Raw genomic sequence first — 22076 nt, forward strand, 5'->3', positions numbered from 1 at the left:
GACGTCCTGACCGCCGTCAACGGCTTCATCTGGGGACCCTGGTTCCTTGTCCCCCTCCTGCTGGGGACCGGTGTCTTCCTGACGATCCGCCTGCGGGGCCTACAGGTCCGCACGCTGGCTGCGGCCCTGCGCTTCGCGCTGCTGGAGCGCGAGGACGGCGAGAAGGGGACTGCGGAGGGAGACATCTCCCACTACCAGGCGCTCACGACGGCACTGGCGGCCACGGTGGGGGTGGGCAACGTCATCGGAGTAGCCACCGCGATCCACCTGGGCGGACCCGGTGCCCTGTTCTGGATGTGGGTCACGGCGCTGTTCGGCATGGCCTCGAAGTACTCCGAGGCCTTTCTCGCGGTGCGCTTCCGGACCACGGATGCCCACGGCAGACAGTCCGGCGGTCCCCAGTACTACCTGCAGCAGGCTGTGCAGGGTCGCACGGGCAGGATCCTGTCCGTGTGCTTCGCGCTCGCGACCATCCTGGCCTCCTTCGGGATCGGCTCAACCACCCAGTCCAATGCCGTAGCCGCCCAGCTGTCGCACTCCTTCGGCTGGGACCCGGCCCTGGTGGGCATCCTCCTGGCGGTCGGTGTGGGTGCGGTCCTGCTGGGAGGCATTGACGCGATCGGTACGGTGACGGCCGCCTTCGTCCCGATGATGATCGTGTTCTATGCAGCAGGCTGCGTCTACGTCCTTGTGGCGCGCCTGGGCGAGGTTCCTCACGCCCTGGGGCTGGTGCTCCAGGGGGCCTTCACTGGTTCCGGTGCCGCCGGTGGCTTCCTGGGGTCCACGGTTATCATGGCGCTCCAGTACGGCGTGGCGCGGGGGATCTTCTCCAACGAGTCCGGCATGGGCTCGGCGGCTATCGCCGCAGCTGCTGCCCGGACCAGGCACCCGGCGCGTCAGGGCCTGGTCTCCATGACCCAGACTTTTATCGACACGATCATCGTGGTCAGCTGTACCGGTCTGGTCATCCTGACCACGGACAGCTGGATGGGCAGCGACCCTGACACGATGACGGCGCAGGCCTTTACCCGCGGCCTGCCCGGCGACTGGGGGCACTACATCGTCTCCGTGGCGCTGGTCTTCCTCGCCTCCTCCACGATCCTGGGCTGGGCGTACTACGCGGAGCGCTGTGTGGTGAGGCTGGTGGGCGTCCACGGGGTCCTGCCCTTCCGCCTGGTGTTCACGGTCGCGGTGTTCCTCGGCTCGGTGACCCGCCTGAAGGTGGCCTGGACCTTTGCTGACATTGCCAACGGGCTCATGGCGGTCCCCAATCTTGTCGGCCTGCTGCTGCTCTCCGGGCTCGTGGCGCGAGAGACCCGGGCCTACCTGGTCCAGGACCCTCACCTGCGTCGTCCCGGCGACGAGTTCTCCTCGGTCCCTGAGACGGCCCCGTCCACCCGGTCCTTGGGCACCTAGCCCGGGCAGCCAGCGGCGGCCGTGAGGCCGTCGCGCTCCTGGGGGCAGCCACGGTGCGGGGCAGGGCAGTCCCACAGGCAGGGCTAGTCCACCTCTGCCAGCAGGGACTGGATACGGCCCACGCCCTCGACCAGGTCCTCGTCCCCCAGGGCGTAGGACAGGCGCAGGAACCCGGAGGGGCCGAAGGCCTCGCCGGGGACCACGGCCACCTCGGCGTGCTCCAGCACGAGCTCGGCGAGTGTGGCCGAGGAGTCGATCACCGTGCCTCGCAGGCTGCGCCCGACAAGCTTCTCCATGCTCGGGTAGGCGTAGAAGGCTCCCCGGGGGACGGGGACCGTCAGGCCCTCGACGGCTGACAGCATCTCCACCATGGTGCGACGGCGCCGGTCGAAGGCGGTGCGCATCTCCTCCACCGCCGACAGGTCTGCGCTCACGGCAGCCAAGGCTGCTCTCTGGGAGACGTTAGCAACGTTGCTGGACAGGTGGGACTGGAAGTTCGTGGCTGCGCTGACGACGTCGGAGGGGCCGCTCATCCAGCCCACGCGCCACCCGGTCATGGCGTAGGTCTTGGCCACGCCGTTGAGCACGATGGTCTGGTCGGCCAGATCGGGGACCAGCGAGACTACGTGGGCGGGTCGGGCGTCGTCGTAGAGCAGGTGCTCGTAGATCTCGTCGGTCACGACCCACAGGCCGTGCTTCAGCGCCCACTGCCCGATCGTGCTCAGCTCGGCGGGGGTGTAGACCGAGCCGGTGGGGTTGGAGGGCGAGCACAGTAGGAGAGCCTTGGTGCGTGCGCTCAGCGCGGCGTCGAGTTGGTCAGTCGTGACCTTGTAGTCCTGGGCGGCTCCGGCGAAGACCTCGACCGTCGTGCCTCCTGCCAGGGCCACCACCTCGGGGTATGTGGTCCAGTACGGTGCCGGCAGGAGCACCTCGTCACCAGGGTCGATGATCGCGGCAAAGGCCTGGAAGACAGCCTGTTTGCCGCCGTTGGTGACCAGGATGTCGTCGGGGGAGACCGTGTAGCCGCAGTCGCGCAGGATCTTGGAGGCGATCGCCTCGCGCAGGGCCGGCAGCCCCTTGGCGGGAGAGTACTTGTGGCAGGAGGGGTCCTTGGCGGCGGCCACGGCCGCCTCGACGATGTAGTCGGGGGTGGCGAAGTCGGGCTCGCCCGCGCCGAAGCCGATGACGGGACGGCCAGCGGCCTTGAGGGCCTTGGCCCGGGCGTCGACGGCGAGGGTGGCTGAGGGGGTGATCGCGGCCAGACGTGAGGAGACGCGGGAGGCGGGTGCTGGTGTCATGCTTCTTATGCTCCCACAGTGCTCCTACAGGGGTGGACCGCTGGTTCGGGGTACCCCCGGAGCGCGCACGGGGACGTGTCGCAACCCACCACTGACAGACCGCGCTTTCCTGTCCACGCTGTGGCAGACTTGATCCTCGCTGAAGGGCAGTGGCGCAATTGGTAGCGCACCGGTCTCCAAAACCGGCGGTTGTGGGTTCGAGTCCCGCCTGCCCTGCTGAGAACGGCGGATCGGTCGGGAGATCCCGTCGGGTTTCGTCTTCTCTCCCGGCATCCCGGGCTACTGACCAGACCGTTGACCCTGAGGACCGACGACATGAGCGAGAGCGCTAGCGGCGCGGCGAGCAAGCAGCGTGGAAAGAGACGGGGCGTCCTCGCCCGTGTCGTCCTGTTCACTCGCCAAGTTGTCGCTGAGCTGCGCAAGGTGGTCTGGCCGACCCGCAGTGAGCTGGGAACCTACTTCGTCGTCGTGGTCTTCTTTATTCTCGCTATCATGCTGTTCACCGGCGTGCTCGACCTGGCCTTCAACCGGGCGGTGACCTGGCTCTTCACCTGACCAGGTACCGGGGCGTGCCTACGAGACCATCCGAGACAACCGACATTGCCAGGGCACTGCCCTGTAATCCCTTCTCGCGCCACCGGAAAGCAGGTACACCATGTCTGAGGACTTCCCCGTGCAGCCACTGCCCGAGCAGGCTGACGAGCAGGGTGAGGAGGCTGTCAGCGAGGAGACTGGTGCAGCGGGTGCCGACGTGGCTGGCGGTCCTGGGCACTCCGAGTCTGAGGGGCAGGGGGAGGCGGAGGCTCCTGCCGACCCGGTGGAGGAGTTCCGCAGGCAGATGTCATCCCTGCCCGGCGAGTGGTACGTCCTCCACACCTACTCCGGGTACGAGCGCAGAGTGGCTGCTGACATCATGGCCCGTGCGGAGAGCTTCGACCTGGAGGACTACGTCTTCGACACCACCGTCCCCATGGAGACCGTGATCGAGATCAAGAACGGGAACAAGAAGAAGGAGGTCACGCGGGTTCGTCTGCCCGGGTATGTCTTTGTGCGCATGGACCTCTACGATCCCGAGACCTCTGACCAGGTGTGGCGCACTATCAAGGACACCCCGGCTGTAACCGGGTTCGTGGGTGACCGCTACAACCCGGTGCCCCTGACCTTTGAGGAGGCTGTCTCTCAGCTGGGCCCCACGCCCGAGGAGATCGCCGCCAAGGAGGCGGCACGGCCTGCGGCCGAGTCCGGGACCGGCTCCCAGATCACCTCCGACGGCAAGGTCTTCGAGGTCGGCTTCGAGCCGGGAGAGTCCGTTATCGTCACCGACGGCCCCTTCGAGTCCCTGCCGGCCACGATCTCCGAGATCCACCCCGAGACCCAGAAGCTCCAGGTGCTTATCTCCCTGTTCGGCCGGGACACTCCCGCCGAGCTCTCCTTCAGTCAGGTCGCCAAGATCTGACCCCTCACCCGTTCCGGTGCCGAGCCGGAACGTGGCGGGAGCCTCATATCACAGGGTGCGCGCCTGTGATATGAGGCATCACGCGTCCTGACTGCTCCTGCGGGGGCTACGATGGGCGCCTGTGCGCGTTACGCGCCGACGTGCTGCACGGCAGGTGTGCAGCGTCTCCGGACAAGAAGGACCACGATACATGCCTCCTAAGAAGAAGGTCACTGGGCTCATCAAGCTCCAGATCCAGGCTGGCCAGGCAAATCCTGCCCCGCCGATCGGCCCAGCCCTGGGTGCCCAGGGCGTCAACATCATGGAGTTCTGCAAGGCGTACAACGCTGCGACCGAGTCGCAGCGCGGCAACGTCATCCCCGTGGAGATCACCGTCTACGAGGATCGCTCCTTCACCTTCGTCACCAAGACGCCCCCGGCTGCCGAGATGATCAAGAAGGCTGCCGGTGTGGCCAAGGGCTCCGCCACCCCGCACTCAGCCAAGGCCGGCTCTATCACAGCTGCCCAGGTGCGCGAGATCGCCGAGACCAAGATGCCCGACCTCAACGCCGACGACGTCGAGGCCGCCTACAAGATCATTGCCGGGACAGCCCGCTCCATGGGCGTCACGGTCGAGGCCTGAGCCTGGACCGCACACCGCCCGCTACGGTGTCGGCACCTGTGTGACAAAGACTAAGAACCATCTGTGGAAGGGCTGTGCGCGGCCCGTGCACCACGACTGCTAAGGAGAAGCAGATGACCAGGAAGCGCAGCAAGGCCTACCGTGCCGCCGCTGAGAAGATCCAGTCCGGAGTCCTCTACACCCCGGCCGAGGCCGTCCACCTTGCGAAGGCCACCACGGTGACCCGTTTTGACGCCACCGTGGAGGTCGCCTTCCGTCTTGGCGTGGACCCCCGCAAGGCGGACCAGATGGTCCGAGGTACCGTGTCCCTGCCGCACGGTACCGGCAAGACGGCGCGGGTTGTCGTCTTCGCCCAGGGCGACCGCGCCCAGCAGGCCCTCGACGCCGGTGCCGATGAGGTCGGTGGCGACGACCTCATCGAGAAGGTGTCCGGGGGCTACACGGACTTCGATGCCGCCGTGGCCACGCCAGACCTCATGGGTAAGGTCGGGCGCCTGGGCCGGGTCCTGGGGCCTCGTGGCCTCATGCCTAACCCCAGGACTGGGACGGTGACCATGGACGTGGCCAAGGCCGTCACCGACATCAAGGGTGGACGCATCGAGTTCCGTGTCGACCGTGCCGCCAACCTCCACTTCGTCATCGGCAAGACCCAGTTCACCGAGGAGCAGCTGCTGGAGAATTTCGCCGCTGCCTTGGAGGAGGTCCAGCGTCTCAAGCCCTCCGCCTCCAAGGGCCGCTACATCCTCAAGGTGGCGATGACGACCACGATGGGACCGGGGATCCCCCTAGACGTCTCCCGGCTCTGAGGCGGTCTCGGCTGTTAGGCCAGGCCCCGACCAGGTTCGCCGGGGCCTGGCCGCCGTACCCGGCTACCGGCTGAGGAAGGACGCCACCGCGGCGTGGACTCTCTCCTGCCCGGGGCCGAGCCAGAACAGGTGGGTGGGTGTGTCCAGCTCAACCAGGGCCGCTCCTGGGATGCGGGCGGCAAGATCCCACGCGTGGGTGATGCTGACGGCCCCGTCCGTGCGTGACCCCGTCACGAGGGCGGGGCACGGGACCCGCCCCAACAGCTGGCGCCGGTATTCCGTGCGGGTGGCACGTCCCTGCCGCATGTCGAGCATGAAGCCCCGTCCCGATGACATTGAGGTGAACAGCTCCCGGGCGCGGTGCCGGTCCTTCTGTGACCATGAGTCCCACCACTGGTCTGCGGGACGGGTGGACAGGCTGGACACCATCAGCCGCAGCCCGGCGTCGGTGGAGACCAGGCGGGCCACCGCCGACCAGGTGAGTTCTTGCGTCACGGGGCTGAAGACCAGGGAGCCCGTGAGGATGGTGCCTAGGTCGTCCGGGTAGGGCCGGGAGGAGGGGGCGCTGGAGCTCAGGACGAGCCTGGGCACCAGCCCGGGGTGGCGTACGGCCAGCTCGATCGCCTGCAGCCCGCCAAGGGAGACTCCGACGGCGGCTGCCAGTTCTGGCACGCCCAGCTGCCGACAGCACGCGGCCACAGCGTCGCAGAACTCTGCTGCTGTCACGTCCCCGACCGCCGTGCGCCCGTACCCGGGGCGAGAGAAGGCGATGACGCCGTGCCCGGCCGTGGTATAGAGGCTCCACCCGCAGTCGCTGCGGGCCGTGCAGTGTCCGCCCGGGAAGAAGGCGACTGGCGGCTTCTCCCCGGGCAGGAGCAGCACCTCCACCGGGCCGAGGGCGGTCCGTAGGAGCACGGACTTCACTGCGCCTCCGTCTCACCTTCTCGCATAGCCGACGAGCGCCACGGTCAGGGCGGGCGGCCAGAGGAGAGCTGGGGCGTAGGCCGCTGCCAGGACGGCGACCTGGCCGCTGCTCATGCCAGCCGTCGGCGTCCACCCCTGGGCCAGTCCGAGCCACCGGCTCGCCAGGACCGCCGTGGTACCACCAATGACCACGTACAGGACCACGTTGCCTGTCCCACCGACAACCAGGGGAAGCAGGCGTGGCAGTGCCCGCCCGCCGACTCCTGGCACCCAGCGTGGTACCTGTTCCCCCCACCGGGAGCACAGTCCCAGCGACAGTGCGGCGGAGCCGACCTGTGCGAGCTCAAGACCCAGGACATAGGCGGTTCCGGTAGTGCTACCGCGGTAGGAGGCGGTCTGGGAGAATCCCGTCTCCACCCCACTGAGCATGGCCAACCGCCAGGCCGCCGACGGCAGGGCCGAGCAGAAGGCCGCCCAGCAGGCGGCAGTGGCCCACCGCTGGGGAGGGTGATTCTCGGTCGCGGGTGACAGGAGGGGGCGCATGGTTCGCATGTTAGCGGCCGATGCTGGTGGCCTGGGGCTTGCTGCCCGCCCCGGGGACCCGCTCATGATGACCGCCCCGGGGCGCGCGGCTCCCGGGCGACCACATCCGCGAAAACACCGAATCCTCACAGAACGACTGGCATGTCAGTCATCTGTCATCTATGAGGAATCGGTACATCTCGGTGTGTGCGGACTCTCGGTGTCTGCGGACTTGTCGCCGAACCCGGTCACGCAAGGGTCAGGATCCAGGCCAGCCACCCGCCCGTGGCCAGGTAGGGGCCCAGGGCGAGGTGGTCTCTGCGGTCCGCGCGGCGGGTGACGATGAGGAGACCGGCGGCCACTCCACCCAGGAGGAAGCCTAGGACGAGCCCGGTCACCGCCGCAGCCGCACTGAGCTGCCCAAGCCAGCCTCCCAGGACGGCGCCCAGCTTGACGTCGCCCAGGCCCAGCCCGGAGGGCAGCACTGCCATGACCAGGAGGACGCCACTGGCGCCGACCGCGCACAGGAGGGCACGGGCCGCAGGCCACACGGCATCGGCGGGTGCGGTCCCGCAGGCCAGGATCCGCGTGAGGGCTGTCAGCGCGGCTGCTCCCACCAGCCAGGTACCAGTGGCACCCAGGAGGCGGTTGGGCAGGCGGTGGCACACGGCGTCGACACTGCAGGCTGAGGCCAGGAGCGTGACGACGGGCAGGGCCAGGAGCGTCTGGGTCGGGGCGTGCGCCTGCAGTCCCCAGCCGAGGAATGCTGCGACCAGGCACACGGACAGCACCGCCTGGGGGAGGGGAGCCAGCAGCCAGCGGGCTCGTACGTGCGGCGGTGACAGGGGAGAGCTGGTCTCCGCAGCACCGTTGCTCCCGGGGGCTGTACCGGTGTCCTTTCGACGGTGTCCCCGGTGTCCCCGGCGTCCCCGGCGGAGTCGACGGGGCCTCCTCGAGCGCCTCCAGGCGGCTGAGGTAGCCCTGGGCGTAGGTGCAGGCCGGTCCTGCGGACACTGCTACGGCAGCCACGGCGGTGGCCAGCACCAGGACAGTTCCGGGAGATATCACGTGCCCTACTTTCTCACGGGAAGAGGGCTATCGGTGAACCCGCTGGCTCACGTGCAGTTGGCGGAGGTTCCCGTTCCCGGTGACCTGGCTGGTGACGTGACCAGGTGCACGGCGCCGGGGCTTGCGCAACAGCCGGGACCCGTGTCTACCCTTGACTCTGCCAGAGACCGCAGGTCCCCGTGCGAGCGGGGCCAAGTCCGCCCGGGCGGAGCCAGCGCAGGCGAGAGCGAGAACTGATGGCTGTTCAGGCCTGGAGGTCCCGCGCCCGTCGGCGTGGGACCTTTTGTGCTGGGTGGGACCCTGCGGCAGACCACGGAAGGAGGGCCCATGGCACGGCCTGACAAGGAGGCAGCGGTCGCAGCGCTGGCGGACAAGTTCCGCGAGTCTGACGCCGTCCTGCTGACTGAGTACCGGGGACTGAGCGTCGCCCAGCTCAGGGAGCTTCGTCGTTCCCTGGGCGGTAACGCCGAGTACGCCGTGGTGAAGAACACGCTTGCAGCGATCGCCGCTCGTCAGGCTGGCCTGGAGGCCTTTGCCGACGAGCTGACCGGCCCCTCGGCCCTGACCTTTGTCTCGGGGGAACCGGTCGAGGCTGCCAAGGCTCTGCGTGACTTCGCCCAGGACAACAAGCAGCTCGTCATCAAGGGCGGCGTCATGGACGGCGCCCCACTGTCCGCCGACGGCGTCGAGAAGCTGGCGTCCCTCGAGTCCCGTGAGGTGCTCCTCGCCAAGGCTGCGGGCGCTGTCAAGGCGTCCCTGTCCAAGGCTGCCTACCTCTTTGCCGCACCGGCCTCCGAGGCTGTGCGCACCGTTGACGCCCTGCGCGAGAAGCAGGAGACCGCGGCCTGAGCCGCCGCACGCGTCGTCCACCAAGCCCTGCACGCGCAGGAACCACACCAGGAAGGAACGTCTACCATGGCGAAGATGACCCCCGAGGAGCTCGTTGAGGCATTCAAGGAGCTGACCCTCATTGAGCTGTCCGAGTTCGTCAAGGCCTTCGAGGAGACCTTCGACGTGACGGCCGCGGCCCCGGCTGCCGCTGTTGTGGCTGCGGCCCGGGTGCTGCTGCCCCGGAGGCGGCCGAGGAGGAGAAGACCGAGTTCGACGTCATCCTTGAGGCTGCTGGCGACAAGAAGATCCAGGTCATCAAGGAGGTGCGCGCCCTGACCTCCCTCGGCCTGAAGGAGGCTAAGGAGCTGGTCGACTCTGCCCCCAAGGCTGTCCTTGAGGGCGCTAACAAGGAGGCCGCCGACAAGGCCAAGGAGCAGCTCGAGGGCGCTGGCGCCACCGTCACTCTCAAGTAAGGACTCCGCCAGGGCTCCTTCGTCGCGAGCCGCTGCCGGGACAGCCCCGGCCTCGCTGCCTGGGCCGTCTGGCACCGCTGTCAGGCCTGTCGGCCTGGAGCCGTCAAGGCTGAGGCAGGCGCCCAGAGGCGCTCGACAACCCGGGTCTCGCCCCCACAGCAGTTGGGGACGGGACCCGGGTTGCGTACCAGTGGCGCCGGTACGCGCTGCGTGACACCCTGGTGGAGGTGTGGGAGGAGACGGCGGGGCTGCGGCGAGGTGGGTGCCGTAGTATGCGTGATTGTGGCGGGAATCGCAAGAAGGTGGCTGAGCTGGCCGTAGATCCTCATGGGTCAGGCGTGTACGCTAGCGCTTTGCGTCCAATGTGTGTGCCCGCTTCGGTGGCGTCTCCGGGCCCAGGGTCCTCAGTGCTCTCGGGCTGCGGGGGGTCTCGCCTGCCCGCGCACCCACTGTACGCCGAGTGATCCCTGGACTGAGGGAAGGATCCCCTTTGGCTGCCTCGCGCACCTCTGCACCTACCGCCGCTGACATCGCTGCCCGAACCGCGTCGCGACGCATCAACTTCGCTAAGATTGCGGAGCCTATGCAGGCTCCGAACCTGCTTGCCATCCAGACCGAGAGCTTTGACTGGCTCGTCGGCAATGAGGCATGGCGTGAGCGGGTGACGGCCGCCAACCGAGAGCGGCCAGGATCTCTGCCGGAGACCTCCGGCCTGGAGGAGATCTTTGACGAGATCTCCCCGATCGAGGACTTCGGGAGACGATGGCGCTGTCCTTCCACGACCACCGCTTCGAGGAGCCGAAGTACACCGCGGAGGAGTGCCAGGCCAAGGACCTCACCTACGCCGCCCCGCTGTACGTCGTGGCTGACTTCGAGAACTTCTCCACAGGGGAGATCAAGTCCCAGACCGTCTTTATGGGGGACTTCCCGCTCATGACGGACAAGGGGACCTTCATCGTCAACGGTTCCGAGCGCGTGGTGGTCTCCCAGCTGGTCCGCTCACCCGGGGTGTACTTCGAGCGCACCACGGAGAAGGCGACGGACAAGTTCGTCTATAACGCCAAGTTCATCCCCTCCCGCGGTGCCTGGCTGGAGTTTGAGGTGGACAAGTCCGACCGCGTCGCGGTGCGTGTCGACCGCAAGCGCAAGCAGGACGTCACCGTGTTCCTCCTGGCCCTGGGCATGGAGGAGGCGGAGATCCGCGAGGAGTTCAAGGACTATCCCGCGCTGACCTCGGTGCTGGACGAGGACCGCAAGGTCACCACCCAGGACGAGGCTCTCCTGGACATCTACAAGAAGATCCGCCCCGGCGAGCCGCCCAGCGTGGAGGCGGGACGCACCCTGCTGGAGAACTTCTACTTCAACGCCAAGCGCTACGACCTGGCCAAGGTGGGGCGCTACAAGATCAACAAGAAGCTGGGCCTGGCCGCGGACCTGACCGAGTCCGTGCTGCGCATCGAGGACGTCGTCGCCGCGATCAAGTACCTCCTGGCGCTGCACGCGGGTGAGGAGACGGTCGAGGGCGTGCGTGATGGTGAGATTACCCAGATCGCCGTGGAGTACGACGACATTGACCACCTGGGCAACCGGAGGATCCGGGCCGTGGGCGAGCTGATCCAGGCGCAGGTGCGTACCGGCATGAGCCGCATGGAGCGTCAGGTGCGTGAGCGCATGACCACCCAGGACGTGGAGGCCATCACTCCGAACACGCTCATCAACATCCGCCCGGTCACCGCGGCGATCAAGGAGTTCTTCGGGACCTCTCAGCTCAGTCAGTTCATGGACCAGAACAACCCGCTGGCCGGGCTGACCCACAAGCGGCGCCTGTCCGCCCTGGGTCCCGGCGGCCTGTCGCGCGAGCGCGCCTCCATGGAGGTCCGTGACGTCCACACGTCCCACTACGGGCGCATGTGTCCCATCGAGTCCCCCGAGGGGCCCAACATCGGCCTCATCGGCTCCCTGGCTACCTTCGGCCGCATCAACCCCTTCGGCTTCGTCGAGACTCCCTACCGTGTCGTGGTGGACGGCCAGGTCACTGACGAGGTTCACTACCTTACTGCTGACGACGAGGACCGCCACGTCATCGCCCAGGCCAACGTGGCGCTGACCGAGGACGGGCGCTTCGCCGAGGACCACGTTCTGTGCCGGGTCACCGGGGGCGAGCCCGCGCTACTGCCCTCCTCCCAGGTGGACCTGATGGACGTCTCGCCGCGCCAGATGGTCTCCGTGGGCACCTCGCTCATCCCCTTCCTGGAGCATGACGACGCCAACCGTGCCCTCATGGGCGCCAACATGCAGCGTCAGGCCGTGCCGCTCATCTGCCCTGACGCCCCCCTGGTGGGTACAGGGATGGAGCGCCGCACTGCCGTGGACGCCGGCGACGTCCTCGTGGCGGACAAGGCGGGCGTGGTGACCGAGGTGTGCGCGGACTTCGTGCGCGTGGACAACGACGACGCCACGCAGAGCGTCTACAAGGTCGCTAAGTTCCGCCGCTCCAACCAGGGCAACTGCTACAACCAGAGGGTGGTGGCTACCGAGGGGGAGCGGGTCGAGGTCGGCAGCGTCCTGGCGGACGGCCCCTCGACCTCTGAGGGGGACCTGGCCCTGGGGCAGAACCTCCTCGTGGCCTTCATGACCTGGGAGGGCCTCAACTACGAGGACGCGATCATCGTCTCCCAGCGCGTAGTCTCCGAGGACCTGCTCACCTCGATCCACATTGAGGAGCACGAGGTGGACGCCCGGGACACGAAACTGGGAGCCGAGGAGATCACTCGCGATATCCCCAATGTCTCTGAGGAGACCCTGGCTGACCTCGACGAGCGCGGCATCATCCGTATCGGGGCCGAGGTGCGCAGCGGTGACATCCTCGTAGGCAAGGTGACTCCTAAGGGGGAGACCGAGCTGACCAGCGAGGAGCGTCTCCTGCGGGCAATCTTTGGCGAGAAGGCCCGGGAGGTGCGTGACACCTCGCTGCGCGTGCCCCACGGCGAGTACGGGATCGTCACCGGCGTGCGTGAGATCGACGCGGCCTCTGAGGACGCGGAGCTGCCGGCCGGCGTCAACCGGATGGTCCGTGTCTATATCGCCCAGCGTCGCAAGATCACCGTGGGCGACAAGCTCTCCGGTCGTCACGGGAACAAGGGCGTCATCTCCAAGATCCTGCCTGTGGAGGACATGCCCTTCCTGGAGGACGGCACCCCCGTGGACGTCATCCTCAACCCCCTGGGCGTGCCCAGCCGGATGAACATCGGCCAGGTGCTCGAGCTGCACCTGGGATGGGTGGCCTCCCAGGGCTGGGACGCCTCCGCTGCCCGCGAGGCCGGGCAGGAGTGGGCGCTGCGTCTTCCGGACAACGGCGTCACCGCTGAGCCGCGCACGCCGGTGGCCACTCCGGTCTTCGACGGGGTGCGTGACGACGAGCTCATGGGGCTGCTGGACTCGACCCTGCCCAGTCCTGAGGGCATGGAGCTAGTGCGCCCCGACGGGAAGGCCCAGCTGTTCGACGGGCGCTCCGGTGAGCCCTTCCCCTACCCCGTGTCCGTGGGCTACATGTACATCCTCAAGCTCCACCACCTGGTGGACGACAAGATCCACGCCCGCTCCACGGGTCCGTACTCGATGATCACCCAGCAGCCGCTGGGCGGCAAGGCCCAGTTCGGTGGTCAGCGCTTTGGAGAGATGGAGGTGTGGGCGATGGAGGCCTACGGTGCTGCCCACGCACTGCAAGAGCTCCTGACGGTCAAGTCGGATGACGTCAACGGTCGTGTCAAGGTCTACGAGGCGATCGTCAAGGGTGATGACATCCCCGAGCCCGGTATCCCGGAGTCCTTCAAGGTCCTGATGAAGGAGATGCAGTCCCTGTGCCTGAACGTGGAGGCGCTGGACGCGGAAGGAAGCGCCATCGCCCTGGACGACACCGACGACGACGGGCAGCGGGCCAGCGAGGAGCTCGGCTTCGACCTGGCTCGGCGGCCAGGGGGAGTGACGGTCTCGACCGTGGACGAGATCTAGGCCGTCTGTGGGCCGTCACGGCCCCTTGGACTGAACCAGGGCTGGCGGGCGCACCGCGTGGCGCCCTGGCTGACCCACCGGGCACCCCTGGCCGCCGTGGAACAGCGGTAAGGGCCCGCCCCGACCACCTGAGAACCACCTGATGAGCTGACACATCGGAAGTAGGAACTGTGCTCGACGCCAACGTGTTCGACAGGATCCAGCTCGGCCTCGCTACCACGGAGGACATCCGCTCCTGGTCCCACGGAGAGGTCAAGAAGCCCGAGACCATCAACTACCGCACCCTCAAGCCGGAGAAGGACGGCCTGTTCTGCGAGAAGATCTTCGGTCCTACCCGGGACTGGGAGTGCGCCTGCGGAAAGTACAAGCGGGTGCGCTACAAGGGCATCGTCTGTGAGCGCTGCGGTGTGGAGGTCACCCGCTCCAAGGTGCGTCGCGAGCGTATGGCGCATATCAAGCTGGCCGCCCCTGTGACGCACATCTGGTACTTCAAGGGTGTGCCCTCCCGTCTGGGGTACCTGCTGAACCTAGCGCCCAAGGACCTGGAGAAGGTGATCTACTTCGCCGCCTACATGGTCACCGAGGTGGATGAGGAAGGCCGTCACGACGACCTGCCCAGCCTGCGCAACGAGCTCGAGGTGAAGAAGAAGCACATCGAGGAGGCCGGGCTGGCTGACGTCGAGGCGCGTCAGCGCCGACTGGAGGAGGACCTGGCCCAGCTGGACGCCGGTGGCGGAGAGTCCTCCCAGCGGGAGAAGCTGCGCAAGGCGGCCGAGCGGGAGATGACCGCGCTGCGCCGCAAGACCCAGCGCACCCTGGAGCACATGGACAAGGTGTGGGACCGTTTTGTCTCCCTCAAGGTGGGTGACCTGGAGGGGGACGAGGTCCTCTACCGGGACATGGTCGCCGACTACGGCATCTACTTCAAGGGCTCCATGGGTGCTGAGGCCGTCCAGGCGCGCCTGCGCTCCTTCGACCTGGAGGCTGAGGCGGCCGCCCTGGGGGAGATCGTGGAGACCGGGGCCGGGCAGCGCAAGACCCGGGCCATCAAGCGTCTCAAGGTGGTCAACGCCTTCCGCCTGACCGGCACCGCCCCGGAGTCCATGGTCCTGGACTCCATCCCGGTGATCCCCCCGGACCTGCGTCCTATGGTCCAGCTGGACGGTGGACGCTTCGCCACCAGCGACCTCAATGACCTGTACCGCCGGGTCATCAACCGCAACAACCGCCTCAAGCGGCTGATGGACCTGGGGGCGCCCACGATCATCGTCAACAACGAGAAGCGCATGCTCCAGGACGCGGTGGACGCCCTGTTCGACAACGGCCGCCGGGGTCGGCCGGTCACCGGGGTCGGTAACCGTCCACTGAAGTCCCTGTCCGACATGCTCAAGGGCAAGCAGGGCCGCTTCCGCCAGAACCTGCTGGGCAAGCGGGTGGACTACTCCGGGCGTAGCGTCATCGTAGTCGGTCCCCAGCTCAAGCTGCACCAGTGCGGACTGCCCAGCCAGATGGCCCTGGAGCTGTTCAAGCCCTTCGTCATGAAGCGCCTGGTCGAGCTCAAGGAGGCTCAAAACGTCAAGGCAGCCAAGCGTATGGTGGAGCGCGCCAACCCCAAGGTGTGGGACGTGCTGGCGGAGGTCATTCGGGAGCACCCCGTGCTCCTCAACCGGGCTCCTACTCTCCACCGCCTCGGTATCCAGGCCTTTGAGCCCCAGCTGATCGAGGGCAAGGCTATCCAGCTCCACCCGCTGGTGTGCGGTGCGTTCAACGCCGACTTCGACGGTGACCAGATGGCGGTCCACCTGCCCCTGGGGGCTGAGGCGGCCGCTGAGGCTCGCATCCTCATGCTGTCCTCCAACAACATTCTCAAGCCCTCCGACGGCCGGCCCGTGACCATGCCCAGCCAGGACATGGTCATCGGGACCTACTACCTCACCAGCGACCCGGACCCGGTCGTGGCGGTGGAGACAGGACCGGACGGCGAGCCTGTCGTCCCCTCCTTCTCCTCCTTCGCCGAGGCGGTCATGGCCTACGACTTCGGCCACCTGCACGTCAACGCAACCTGTGACATCCGCTTCGAGGAGGGCATCGTCGCACCCAGGGGCTGGACGCCGCCGGAGGGCTACGAGGAGGGGGACGCCATCACCCTGCGCACCTCGCTGGGCCGGGCGCTGTTCAACACGGCGCTGCCGGAGTCCTTCCCCTACGTCAACCGCGTGGTGGACAAGAAGGAGCTGGGCAACATCGTCAACGCCCTGGCGGAGAACTACTCGCGCGTCGAGGTTGCCGCGTCCCTGGACGCCCTGAAGGCCGCCGGCTTCTTCTGGTCCACCTGGTCCGGTATCACCGTCGCCTTCGCCGACGTAGTCTCTCCCGGCTCCAAGACCGAGATCCTGGCCCGCTACGAGACCGAGGCTGCCGAGATCGAGGAGCAGTTTGACCTGGGGGCGCTGACCGAGGAGGACCGCTACGCCTCCCTCATCGACATCTGGACCAAGGCGACGGCCGAGGTCGCCGAGGCGATGCGGGAGAACTTCCCCCAGCGCAACACCGTCTACCAGATGGTCGTCTCCGGGGCGCGTGGCAACTGGGACCAGATCCGCCAGCTGGCCGGCATGCGCGGTCTGGTGGCCGACCCCAGGCAGCGTCTTATCGAGCGTCCTATCAAGTCGAACTACCGTGAGGGCCTCAGCGTCCTGGAGTACTTCATTGCCACCCACGGTGCTCGCAAGGGCCTGGCAGACACCGCGCTGCGTACCGCCGACTCCGGGTATCTCACCCGCCGTCTGGTCGACGTCTCCCAGGACGTCATCGTGCGCGAGGACGACTGTGGGACCCGCAAGGGCCTGACCAAGCGTCTCTTCTCCTGGAGGGAGGCTGGCCAGGAGAGGTTCAAGGAGCCCAGCGAGATCCTGGACACCACCGTCTACGGCACCACCCTGGCCCGCGACCTCACTGATGCTGAGGGCAACGTCATCATCGCCGCGGGCACGGACCTTGGCGCCAAGGAGGTTCAGGATGCCATTGACGCCGGGGTGGAGGAGATCACCGTGCGCTCGGTGCTCACCTGCGACTCCGTCGTCGGCACGTGCGCGGCCTGCTACGGCCGCTCCCTGGCTACCGGCAAGCTGGTGGACATCGGCGAGGCGGTGGGGATCATCGCGGCCCAGTCCATCGGTGAGCCAGGGACCCAGCTGACCATGCGGACCTTCCACACCGGTGGTGCTGCCGGCGCCGCTGACATCACCCAGGGTCTTCCTCGAGTCCAGGAGCTCTTCGAGGCACGTACTCCCAAGGGCGAGGCGGCCGTAGCCGAGGCCGCGGGCACGCTCAAGGTGGAGGATGACGCCGATGGCAAGCGGCTGGTCATCACCCGTGACGACGGTGAGGAGGACGTGGTCGTGCCGGTCTCGCGGCGCCAGCGTCTCCAGGTGGCTCACGGTGACCACGTCGAGCCCGGGCAGGCTCTGACCGAGGGACCTGTGGACCCCAAGAAGGTGCTGCGCCTGCGGTCGGTGGCGGCTACCCAGCGGCATCTCGTGGAGGAGGTCCAGGAGGTCTACCGCTCTCAGGGTGTGGACATCCACTCCAAGCACATCGAGGTCATCGTGCGCCAGATGCTGCGTCGTGTCACCGTGCTGGACTCAGGCGACACCCGCCTGCTCCAGGGGGACCTGGTTGACGTCATGCACTACCGCGAGGAGAACCGGCGGGTCATGGCAGAGGGCGGCAAGACCGCTACTGGCCGGACCGAGCTTATGGGTATCACTAAGGCCTCCCTGGCCACGGACTCCTGGCTGAGTGCGGCGTCCTTCCAGGAGACCACGCGTGTCCTGACCGAGGCAGCCATGAACGGCAAAGGTGACCCGCTGCTGGGGCTCAAGGAGAACGTCATCCTTGGTAAGCTCATCCCGGCAGGGACCGGTCTGGCCCGGTACGCCGACATTGAGGTGGAGCCCACCGAGGAGGTCAAGGCTGAGGTATTCTCTCGCACCGGCTTCAACGAGGGCATCCTCGGGGAGTCCGTCGCTCTGGACGACTTCCACTTCGGTGGGGACTTCCGGGCGGACTTCTCCGAGGAGTTCCAGACTGAGCCGGTCGGCCCGGAGGACTTCCAAGTCTGAGGTCCTACGGTCCAGGGGCTCCTGAGACCGTCTGGACCACCTGTCGCGGCCTGGTGCCCGCTCCTGACAACGAGGGCGGGTACCAGGCCGCGTGCCTGCTGCGGTGCGGGGCACCTGGAAACTGTCCGGGGGCTGGCGTAGCCTCGTCGTGGACCTGTTCCCCAGTGGCCTCGGCCAGTTGAAGGAGCCTCGCACCGTGTCTCTCCCCCCAGTCTCAGGACCCCGGCGCCACGACCCCTCTGCGGACAGCGGCGCGACCCAGCGGCTCGCTGTCCCGGCGGGCGCAGAGCGTGAGACGGCGGCAGCGCAGGACGGCGCAGCGCCGTCTGCGGAGCCGACGGCGGCACTGCCAGCCAGCGGCCCCGTCAGTGCCCCAGGCGGCCGAGTCCAGGCGTCAGCGGCACAGGAGACGATGGCCCTGCCGGCCTCGCAGGCTGAGAGGACCACCGTCGTGCCGGTAACGGGGGAGCGTGCCACCACGGTGATGCCGGCCTCGGTTATGCCGACGTCACAGGCTCAGGTGCCTCAGTCTCAGGCGTCGCAGGGCCAGGCAACCAGCGTCATGCCGGTGGCAGTGCCTCCCCAGCATGCTGGCCCTGCTCCCGGTCGGCCAACCTACCAGCCCCAGGCGCCGCAGCCGACCTACCGGCAGCCTGAGCCGCAGCCTCGTGCGGACCTGCCGCTGTCTCCACAGCGTCGACGCTCTGCCGCGCTGCCCGTGGGGACGGTGATGCTGCTCGTTACGCTGGGGCTCCTGGGCTGGGGCTTCTACACCCTGCTGTCCACCTTCCAGTTCCTGGACCTGTTCCTACGCGACGTCAGCCTCACCGAGGTGATTGACCTGAGGGCTGCGGCAGCGGTTGCAGGCGGTGCGGTGCTTGCCTTTGTCACTGTCATGGTCAGCCTCACGGCCGTCTCCCGCTCCCGCCCCAGGACCGCGGCCATCGCCCTGCTCCTGGGGGCGCTCCTGCTGCCCTTGGGTGCGTCGGGAGCCGGTATCTACTACGGCGGGTCGGAGCTGAGGGACCAGACCCTGGCGCAGGCGCAGACCGTCTCCGGACAGGTTGACGCCGGGGAGATCGACTCTGTCCTCAACCAGGTGGAGGAGCAGCTGGGGATCGAGGTACCGGGGCACGACGAGCTGATGGAGATTCTCGGCTCGCTCCAGGGCCAGGGGGGCCGGGCGACGCAGTAGCCCGACGGTACCAGCACGGCACCAGCGCGGAATCTGCGCCTGTCACCGCAGCGTGTCGCCGCACCCGCCGCTGCTCAGTACTTGCGCAGCTGTTGCTGCGCCGCCCCGGCCTCGGTGGCCGGGTGAAGGCGGGCGAGCTCGCGCTGCCCGGCCGCGGGCAGTACCCCTGCCTCGGTGGCCGGGGGTCCCTCGCGACAGGTGGCATGAGGCGAGGCTGCTGGTCGCTTATCTCCTGTGACCGCTTGTGCCAGATAGCAGTTTCATGAATACTGCACCCAATTGTTCCCAACATCTCCTGAGAAAGGCCGCACTATGAGCGAGCCAGGTCCGGCTCCTACGCCCCCCGTTGACCCGAGTGCTGGCGCCGCGACGCCGTCCCAGCCCCAGACACCAGCCGCTGCCGCCCGCCAGGCCACCTTCGCCGCGCTGGTGCGCCAACCCGGTCTCATTTCTTTCGCCCTGGTGCAGGCAGTGGTCCTGGGCGGGGCGCTGCTGAGCGCTCTGCTGCTCATGGCGGCAACCTCCGAGGCGCGAGAGGATCTCAACCTCCCGGCGTCGTTGTCGGCACTGCTGGTGCTCATGGGAGCGGCTCTGGGCGGCCAGCTCTCCATCACGGCCACGTTCTTCATCCAGGTCAGCGCCACAGTGACCGTCTTACCGCTGGGGACACTTCTTGCCATAGGCTGCGGTGTCTACCTGGTGGCGCGCCGACGTGCGCCGGTGGACGGCTCCTCCCTCCACCGGGCGGCGACCCTGCAGCGCTGTGCTGTCGAGGCCCTGGCCACCGGGCTGCTCCTCGGCCTGCTCACGGGACTTCCACGGGCAGGCGGCGACTCGGGGGACGGCCTGTCTGTCTCCTCCTCCCCGCTGCCTACCGTCGTCCTGGTGTCTGTGGTGGTCATGACGGCGCTGAGCGCGGCCCGGCTCGACCGCGCAGCCGTGATCGGGCTGCCCATAGGGCTGAGGCAGGCGGGCCGCGAGGTGTGGGCGCTCCTGGTCAGCCTGGGCACGGTGACAGGGGCCGTTACCCTTGTTGCAGGCACTGCGTGGGCGCTGGCTGAGGGCGTCCCGCAGGCCCTGGCTCTCCTTATCGTCTACCTGCCCAACCTGGTCGTGGTCCTTCTGTCCCTGGCGACGCTGGGAGGCTTGGTCGCCAGGGGAGAGGTGGCTGGCCTCGGCGTCGCTGCGAACTCCTCGGAGGACTCCCTGGTCACCGTGGGCGACCTGCCTGTCGGGGCTGTCCTCCTCCTGGTTGTCACCGTGCTCCTGGCCACCGTCGTCGCCGCGGCTCGTGTGGGTGTCCTGCGTGCGCGCAGCCGTGGGGCGGTCCTGGCCCGTACCTGGCCGCTGGCTGTCGCCGCCCTCGCCCTGAGCGTCCCGCTGCTTTACGTGCTCGTCCCGGCCCGCATGTCCGGGGGAGGTGAGATGGTCTCGGCGTCGGCGATGCCGTCAGGGTGGTCCTTCATCACGGTGTCTCTGCTGGCTTGCGTGGTCTCCGTCCTGGCCGAGTACCTTCCTGCCTGGCTGTACGCCAACGCCAACCAGCTCCTGCGGGTCATGGTCGGCACCAGGGCGGTGACTGAGTGGGTCAGTGGCAGAAGCTCGCTGGGTGGCTCGATGGGTGTCGCGCAGGGTACTGGTCAGGCTGGCCAGGCCGAGGGCTCACACACCTGGAGCTACGGGACGGACCCGGCCACGGGCGCGGCGACAGCCACCGACCTGAGCACCGGAGCGCTCTTCGTCGAGGACGCCAGCACCGGCCAGTGGGTGCTCCAAGGCCATCCAGCCTCTGGCTCCCCGGTGTCTGCGTCCGCGGAGGTGGCGGACCCGGTGTCCTCCGACCCGGTGTCCTCCGACCTGGCAGCGCCAGGTCAGCAGGCGCCCGCCCCGACTGCCTCACAGCAGGCTCAGGCGCTGCCGGAGCCGCAGCCGATGAGCCCGCAGGCGCGGCGCCGTATGAGGCTGGTGCTGGGGACGGCGGGACTGCTCCTGGTGCTTGTCGTCGTCGGTATGGCCTGCGTCAACTTCCTCAACGGCCGCCGCGGCCCCGACCAGGAGGTGGAGGCCTACCTGGACCTGCTGTCGCAGGGAAGGGCCGAGGCCGCCACGCAGATGGTGGACCCCGGTGTACCCAACTCCCAGCGCGCGCTGCTCAATGACGAGGCCCTGGCGGCCGCGACCTCCAGGGTGGAGGTCGTGACGGTGTCGGAGCCGCAGGTCGAGGAGGACACGGCTAAGGTATCGACAACCCTCTCCCTGGATGGTGAGCACTTTGACTTCACCTTCACGGTGGCCAGGGGTGACAGGCAGTACGGGCTCCTGGACACCTGGGAGGTCACCACGCCCCTGGTCGTCCCGGTCACCTTCAGCTCGGCCGACGGGCTGGACGCGATCTCCGTGGCAGGTACGGACCTCGCCCTGGAGGCCTCGGAGGAGGAATACAGCTCCACCAGCACCACATTGCAGTACGTCTACGCCGGGACCTACGATGTCGGGGTGCCCCAGAGCCTGGCCAGCTACCTGACCGCTGAGACCTCCTCCCTGATAGCACTGCCCGCCTCTGCTGCCGCCGACATGCTTATGGAAGTCACCAGCGAGCCGACCCAGGAGCTGGAGGACCTGGTCCTGGAGGAGGTCAAGGCCCAGACCGAGTCGTGCGCCTCCGTCCCGGGCAACACCGACGCGGTGTGCCCGAGCGAGGTTCAGGACACTGATCTTGCGTCGCTCAAGGTGACCCAGGACGCCTCCGGGCTGGACGAGGTCACTGCGTCCTCCTTCGCCTCCGAGCAGATCATCATCTCGGTCACGCAGAACCCGTCGCAGTGGAACAAGGACCCCAAGCCCCGGTCGGTGAGGTTCACCTTCTCCGGAAGCATCGAGTGGCCGGAGGGTGGCGGAGAGCCTGAGGTGACGGTTGACAGTTCCTCACCCTCGTGGGGGTGAGCGGGCTGGTGCGCCCCTGAGCCGTGAGGCGGCTGGGCCGGACTGGGACGGAGGCAGCAACGCCGCAAAAAGACGCCGGACGGACAAGCAGCCCCGGCGGGGTCTCGGTGCGGACGCGGTGTGACAGCGGTGTGGGAGTGTTGAGAAACACTCCCACACCGGCTTCCTCGGCCTGGTGGCTGTGGGGAGCAGGTGTGTATCCTGATCTGCGGTGCCCGAGCGCGGGTCGCCGTTCTCTACTCCGTTCCCAGCGGGCTGGTTCTGTGTCCTGGCTGCTGATAGCCGACGGCTCAGGCCGACCGTGACGCGGGTCTGCCGCGGCGGGAACCGACGGGCCCTGCGGGGCTCCGGGCGTCGTGGACCCCAGGTCGGGCGCTCCGGCACTTC

At 67.9% G+C, this 22076-nt stretch carries 13 protein-coding genes, 1 tRNA gene and 2 pseudogenes; 12 read left to right on the plus strand and 4 right to left on the minus strand.

What is annotated here, in order from left to right:
- Positions 1 to 6: 6 nt before the first annotated feature.
- Positions 7 to 1416, plus strand: a complete 1410-nt coding sequence (locus tag D5R93_RS03065; RefSeq protein ID WP_396027248.1) for an alanine/glycine:cation symporter family protein — start codon at positions 7 to 9, stop codon at positions 1414 to 1416.
- An 83-nt stretch (positions 1417 to 1499) separates the two neighbouring features.
- Here the strand turns inward: D5R93_RS03065 and D5R93_RS03070 are convergent, their stop codons facing one another.
- The gene (locus D5R93_RS03070) at positions 1500 to 2714 is read right to left on the minus strand and encodes a pyridoxal phosphate-dependent aminotransferase (protein ID WP_119837014.1); all 1215 of its coding nucleotides are present in this window, start codon (positions 2712 to 2714) and stop codon (positions 1500 to 1502) included.
- 143 nt (positions 2715 to 2857) lie between these two features.
- On the opposite strand from D5R93_RS03070, the gene D5R93_RS03075 reads away from it, so the two are divergent.
- The 5 genes from D5R93_RS03075 (at position 2858) to rplA (ending at position 5598) form a co-directional block, all read left to right on the plus strand.
- Positions 2858 to 2930: transfer RNA gene (locus D5R93_RS03075), tRNA-Trp, on the plus strand.
- Between the two features lie 99 nt (positions 2931 to 3029).
- On the plus strand, positions 3030 to 3269 hold the full coding sequence (gene secE / locus D5R93_RS03080) for a preprotein translocase subunit SecE (protein ID WP_119837015.1): 240 nt from the start codon (positions 3030 to 3032) through the stop codon (positions 3267 to 3269).
- A gap of 100 nt (positions 3270 to 3369) precedes the next feature.
- Complete coding sequence (gene nusG / locus D5R93_RS03085; protein WP_119837016.1) at positions 3370 to 4170, plus strand: transcription termination/antitermination protein NusG; 801 nt, start codon at positions 3370 to 3372, stop codon at positions 4168 to 4170.
- Positions 4171 to 4360: 190 nt separating this feature from the next.
- On the plus strand, positions 4361 to 4792 hold the full coding sequence (rplK, locus tag D5R93_RS03090; protein ID WP_119837017.1) for a 50S ribosomal protein L11: 432 nt from the start codon (positions 4361 to 4363) through the stop codon (positions 4790 to 4792).
- Positions 4793 to 4905: 113 nt separating this feature from the next.
- A complete protein-coding gene (gene rplA, locus D5R93_RS03095; protein ID WP_120203775.1) occupies positions 4906 to 5598 on the plus strand; it encodes a 50S ribosomal protein L1 in 693 nt (230 codons plus the stop codon).
- Between the two features lie 63 nt (positions 5599 to 5661).
- Here the strand turns inward: rplA and D5R93_RS03100 are convergent, their stop codons facing one another.
- The 3 genes from D5R93_RS03100 to D5R93_RS03110 all read right to left on the minus strand — a co-directional run bounded on the left by D5R93_RS03100 (position 5662) and on the right by D5R93_RS03110 (position 7835).
- Positions 5662 to 6522, minus strand: a complete 861-nt coding sequence (locus D5R93_RS03100; RefSeq protein ID WP_120203778.1) for an alpha/beta fold hydrolase — start codon at positions 6520 to 6522, stop codon at positions 5662 to 5664.
- Between the two features lie 12 nt (positions 6523 to 6534).
- Positions 6535 to 7065, minus strand: coding sequence for a hypothetical protein (locus tag D5R93_RS03105; RefSeq protein ID WP_182911408.1), 531 nt, complete (start codon positions 7063 to 7065; stop codon positions 6535 to 6537).
- Between the two features lie 227 nt (positions 7066 to 7292).
- Entirely contained in the window at positions 7293 to 7835 is a 543-nt protein-coding gene (locus tag D5R93_RS03110; RefSeq protein ID WP_162933800.1) for an A24 family peptidase, read from the minus strand.
- 604 nt (positions 7836 to 8439) lie between these two features.
- Between D5R93_RS03110 and rplJ the strand changes: the two genes are divergently transcribed.
- The 6 genes and pseudogenes from rplJ (at position 8440) to D5R93_RS03140 (ending at position 21689) form a co-directional block, all read left to right on the plus strand.
- The gene (rplJ, locus tag D5R93_RS03115; RefSeq protein WP_119837021.1) at positions 8440 to 8961 is read left to right on the plus strand and encodes a 50S ribosomal protein L10; all 522 of its coding nucleotides are present in this window, start codon (positions 8440 to 8442) and stop codon (positions 8959 to 8961) included.
- A gap of 66 nt (positions 8962 to 9027) precedes the next feature.
- Positions 9028 to 9416: pseudogene (gene rplL / locus D5R93_RS03120) on the plus strand (50S ribosomal protein L7/L12).
- Positions 9417 to 9906: 490 nt separating this feature from the next.
- Positions 9907 to 13427 (plus strand): annotated as a pseudogene (gene rpoB / locus D5R93_RS03125) (DNA-directed RNA polymerase subunit beta).
- 170 nt (positions 13428 to 13597) lie between these two features.
- Entirely contained in the window at positions 13598 to 17551 is a 3954-nt protein-coding gene (locus D5R93_RS03130) for a DNA-directed RNA polymerase subunit beta' (RefSeq protein WP_120203785.1), read from the plus strand.
- Positions 17552 to 17747: 196 nt separating this feature from the next.
- The gene (locus D5R93_RS03135) at positions 17748 to 18746 is read left to right on the plus strand and encodes a hypothetical protein (RefSeq protein WP_162933801.1); all 999 of its coding nucleotides are present in this window, start codon (positions 17748 to 17750) and stop codon (positions 18744 to 18746) included.
- A 312-nt stretch (positions 18747 to 19058) separates the two neighbouring features.
- Positions 19059 to 21689, plus strand: coding sequence for a hypothetical protein (locus tag D5R93_RS03140; RefSeq protein WP_162933802.1), 2631 nt, complete (start codon positions 19059 to 19061; stop codon positions 21687 to 21689).
- Positions 21690 to 22076 lie beyond the last annotated feature (387 nt).

The organism is Actinomyces lilanjuaniae, assembly GCF_003606385.1.
GTDB classification, from domain to species: Bacteria; Actinomycetota; Actinomycetes; order Actinomycetales; family Actinomycetaceae; genus Actinomyces; species Actinomyces lilanjuaniae.

What these genes read in the sequence shown, in the direction of transcription:
- D5R93_RS03070 (WP_119837014.1), bottom strand. Translation starts at nt 2,714, where the DNA reads ATGACACCAGCACCCGCCTCCCGCGTCTCCTCACGTCTGGCCGCGATC.
- secE (WP_119837015.1), top strand. Translation starts at nt 3,030, where the DNA reads ATGAGCGAGAGCGCTAGCGGCGCGGCGAGCAAGCAGCGTGGAAAGAGA.
- nusG (WP_119837016.1), top strand. Translation starts at nt 3,370, where the DNA reads ATGTCTGAGGACTTCCCCGTGCAGCCACTGCCCGAGCAGGCTGACGAG.
- rplK (WP_119837017.1), top strand. Translation starts at nt 4,361, where the DNA reads ATGCCTCCTAAGAAGAAGGTCACTGGGCTCATCAAGCTCCAGATCCAG.
- rplA (WP_120203775.1), top strand. Translation starts at nt 4,906, where the DNA reads ATGACCAGGAAGCGCAGCAAGGCCTACCGTGCCGCCGCTGAGAAGATC.
- D5R93_RS03105 (WP_182911408.1), bottom strand. Translation starts at nt 7,065, where the DNA reads ATGCGCCCCCTCCTGTCACCCGCGACCGAGAATCACCCTCCCCAGCGG.
- rplJ (WP_119837021.1), top strand. Translation starts at nt 8,440, where the DNA reads ATGGCACGGCCTGACAAGGAGGCAGCGGTCGCAGCGCTGGCGGACAAG.
- D5R93_RS03140 (WP_162933802.1), top strand. Translation starts at nt 19,059, where the DNA reads ATGAGCGAGCCAGGTCCGGCTCCTACGCCCCCCGTTGACCCGAGTGCT.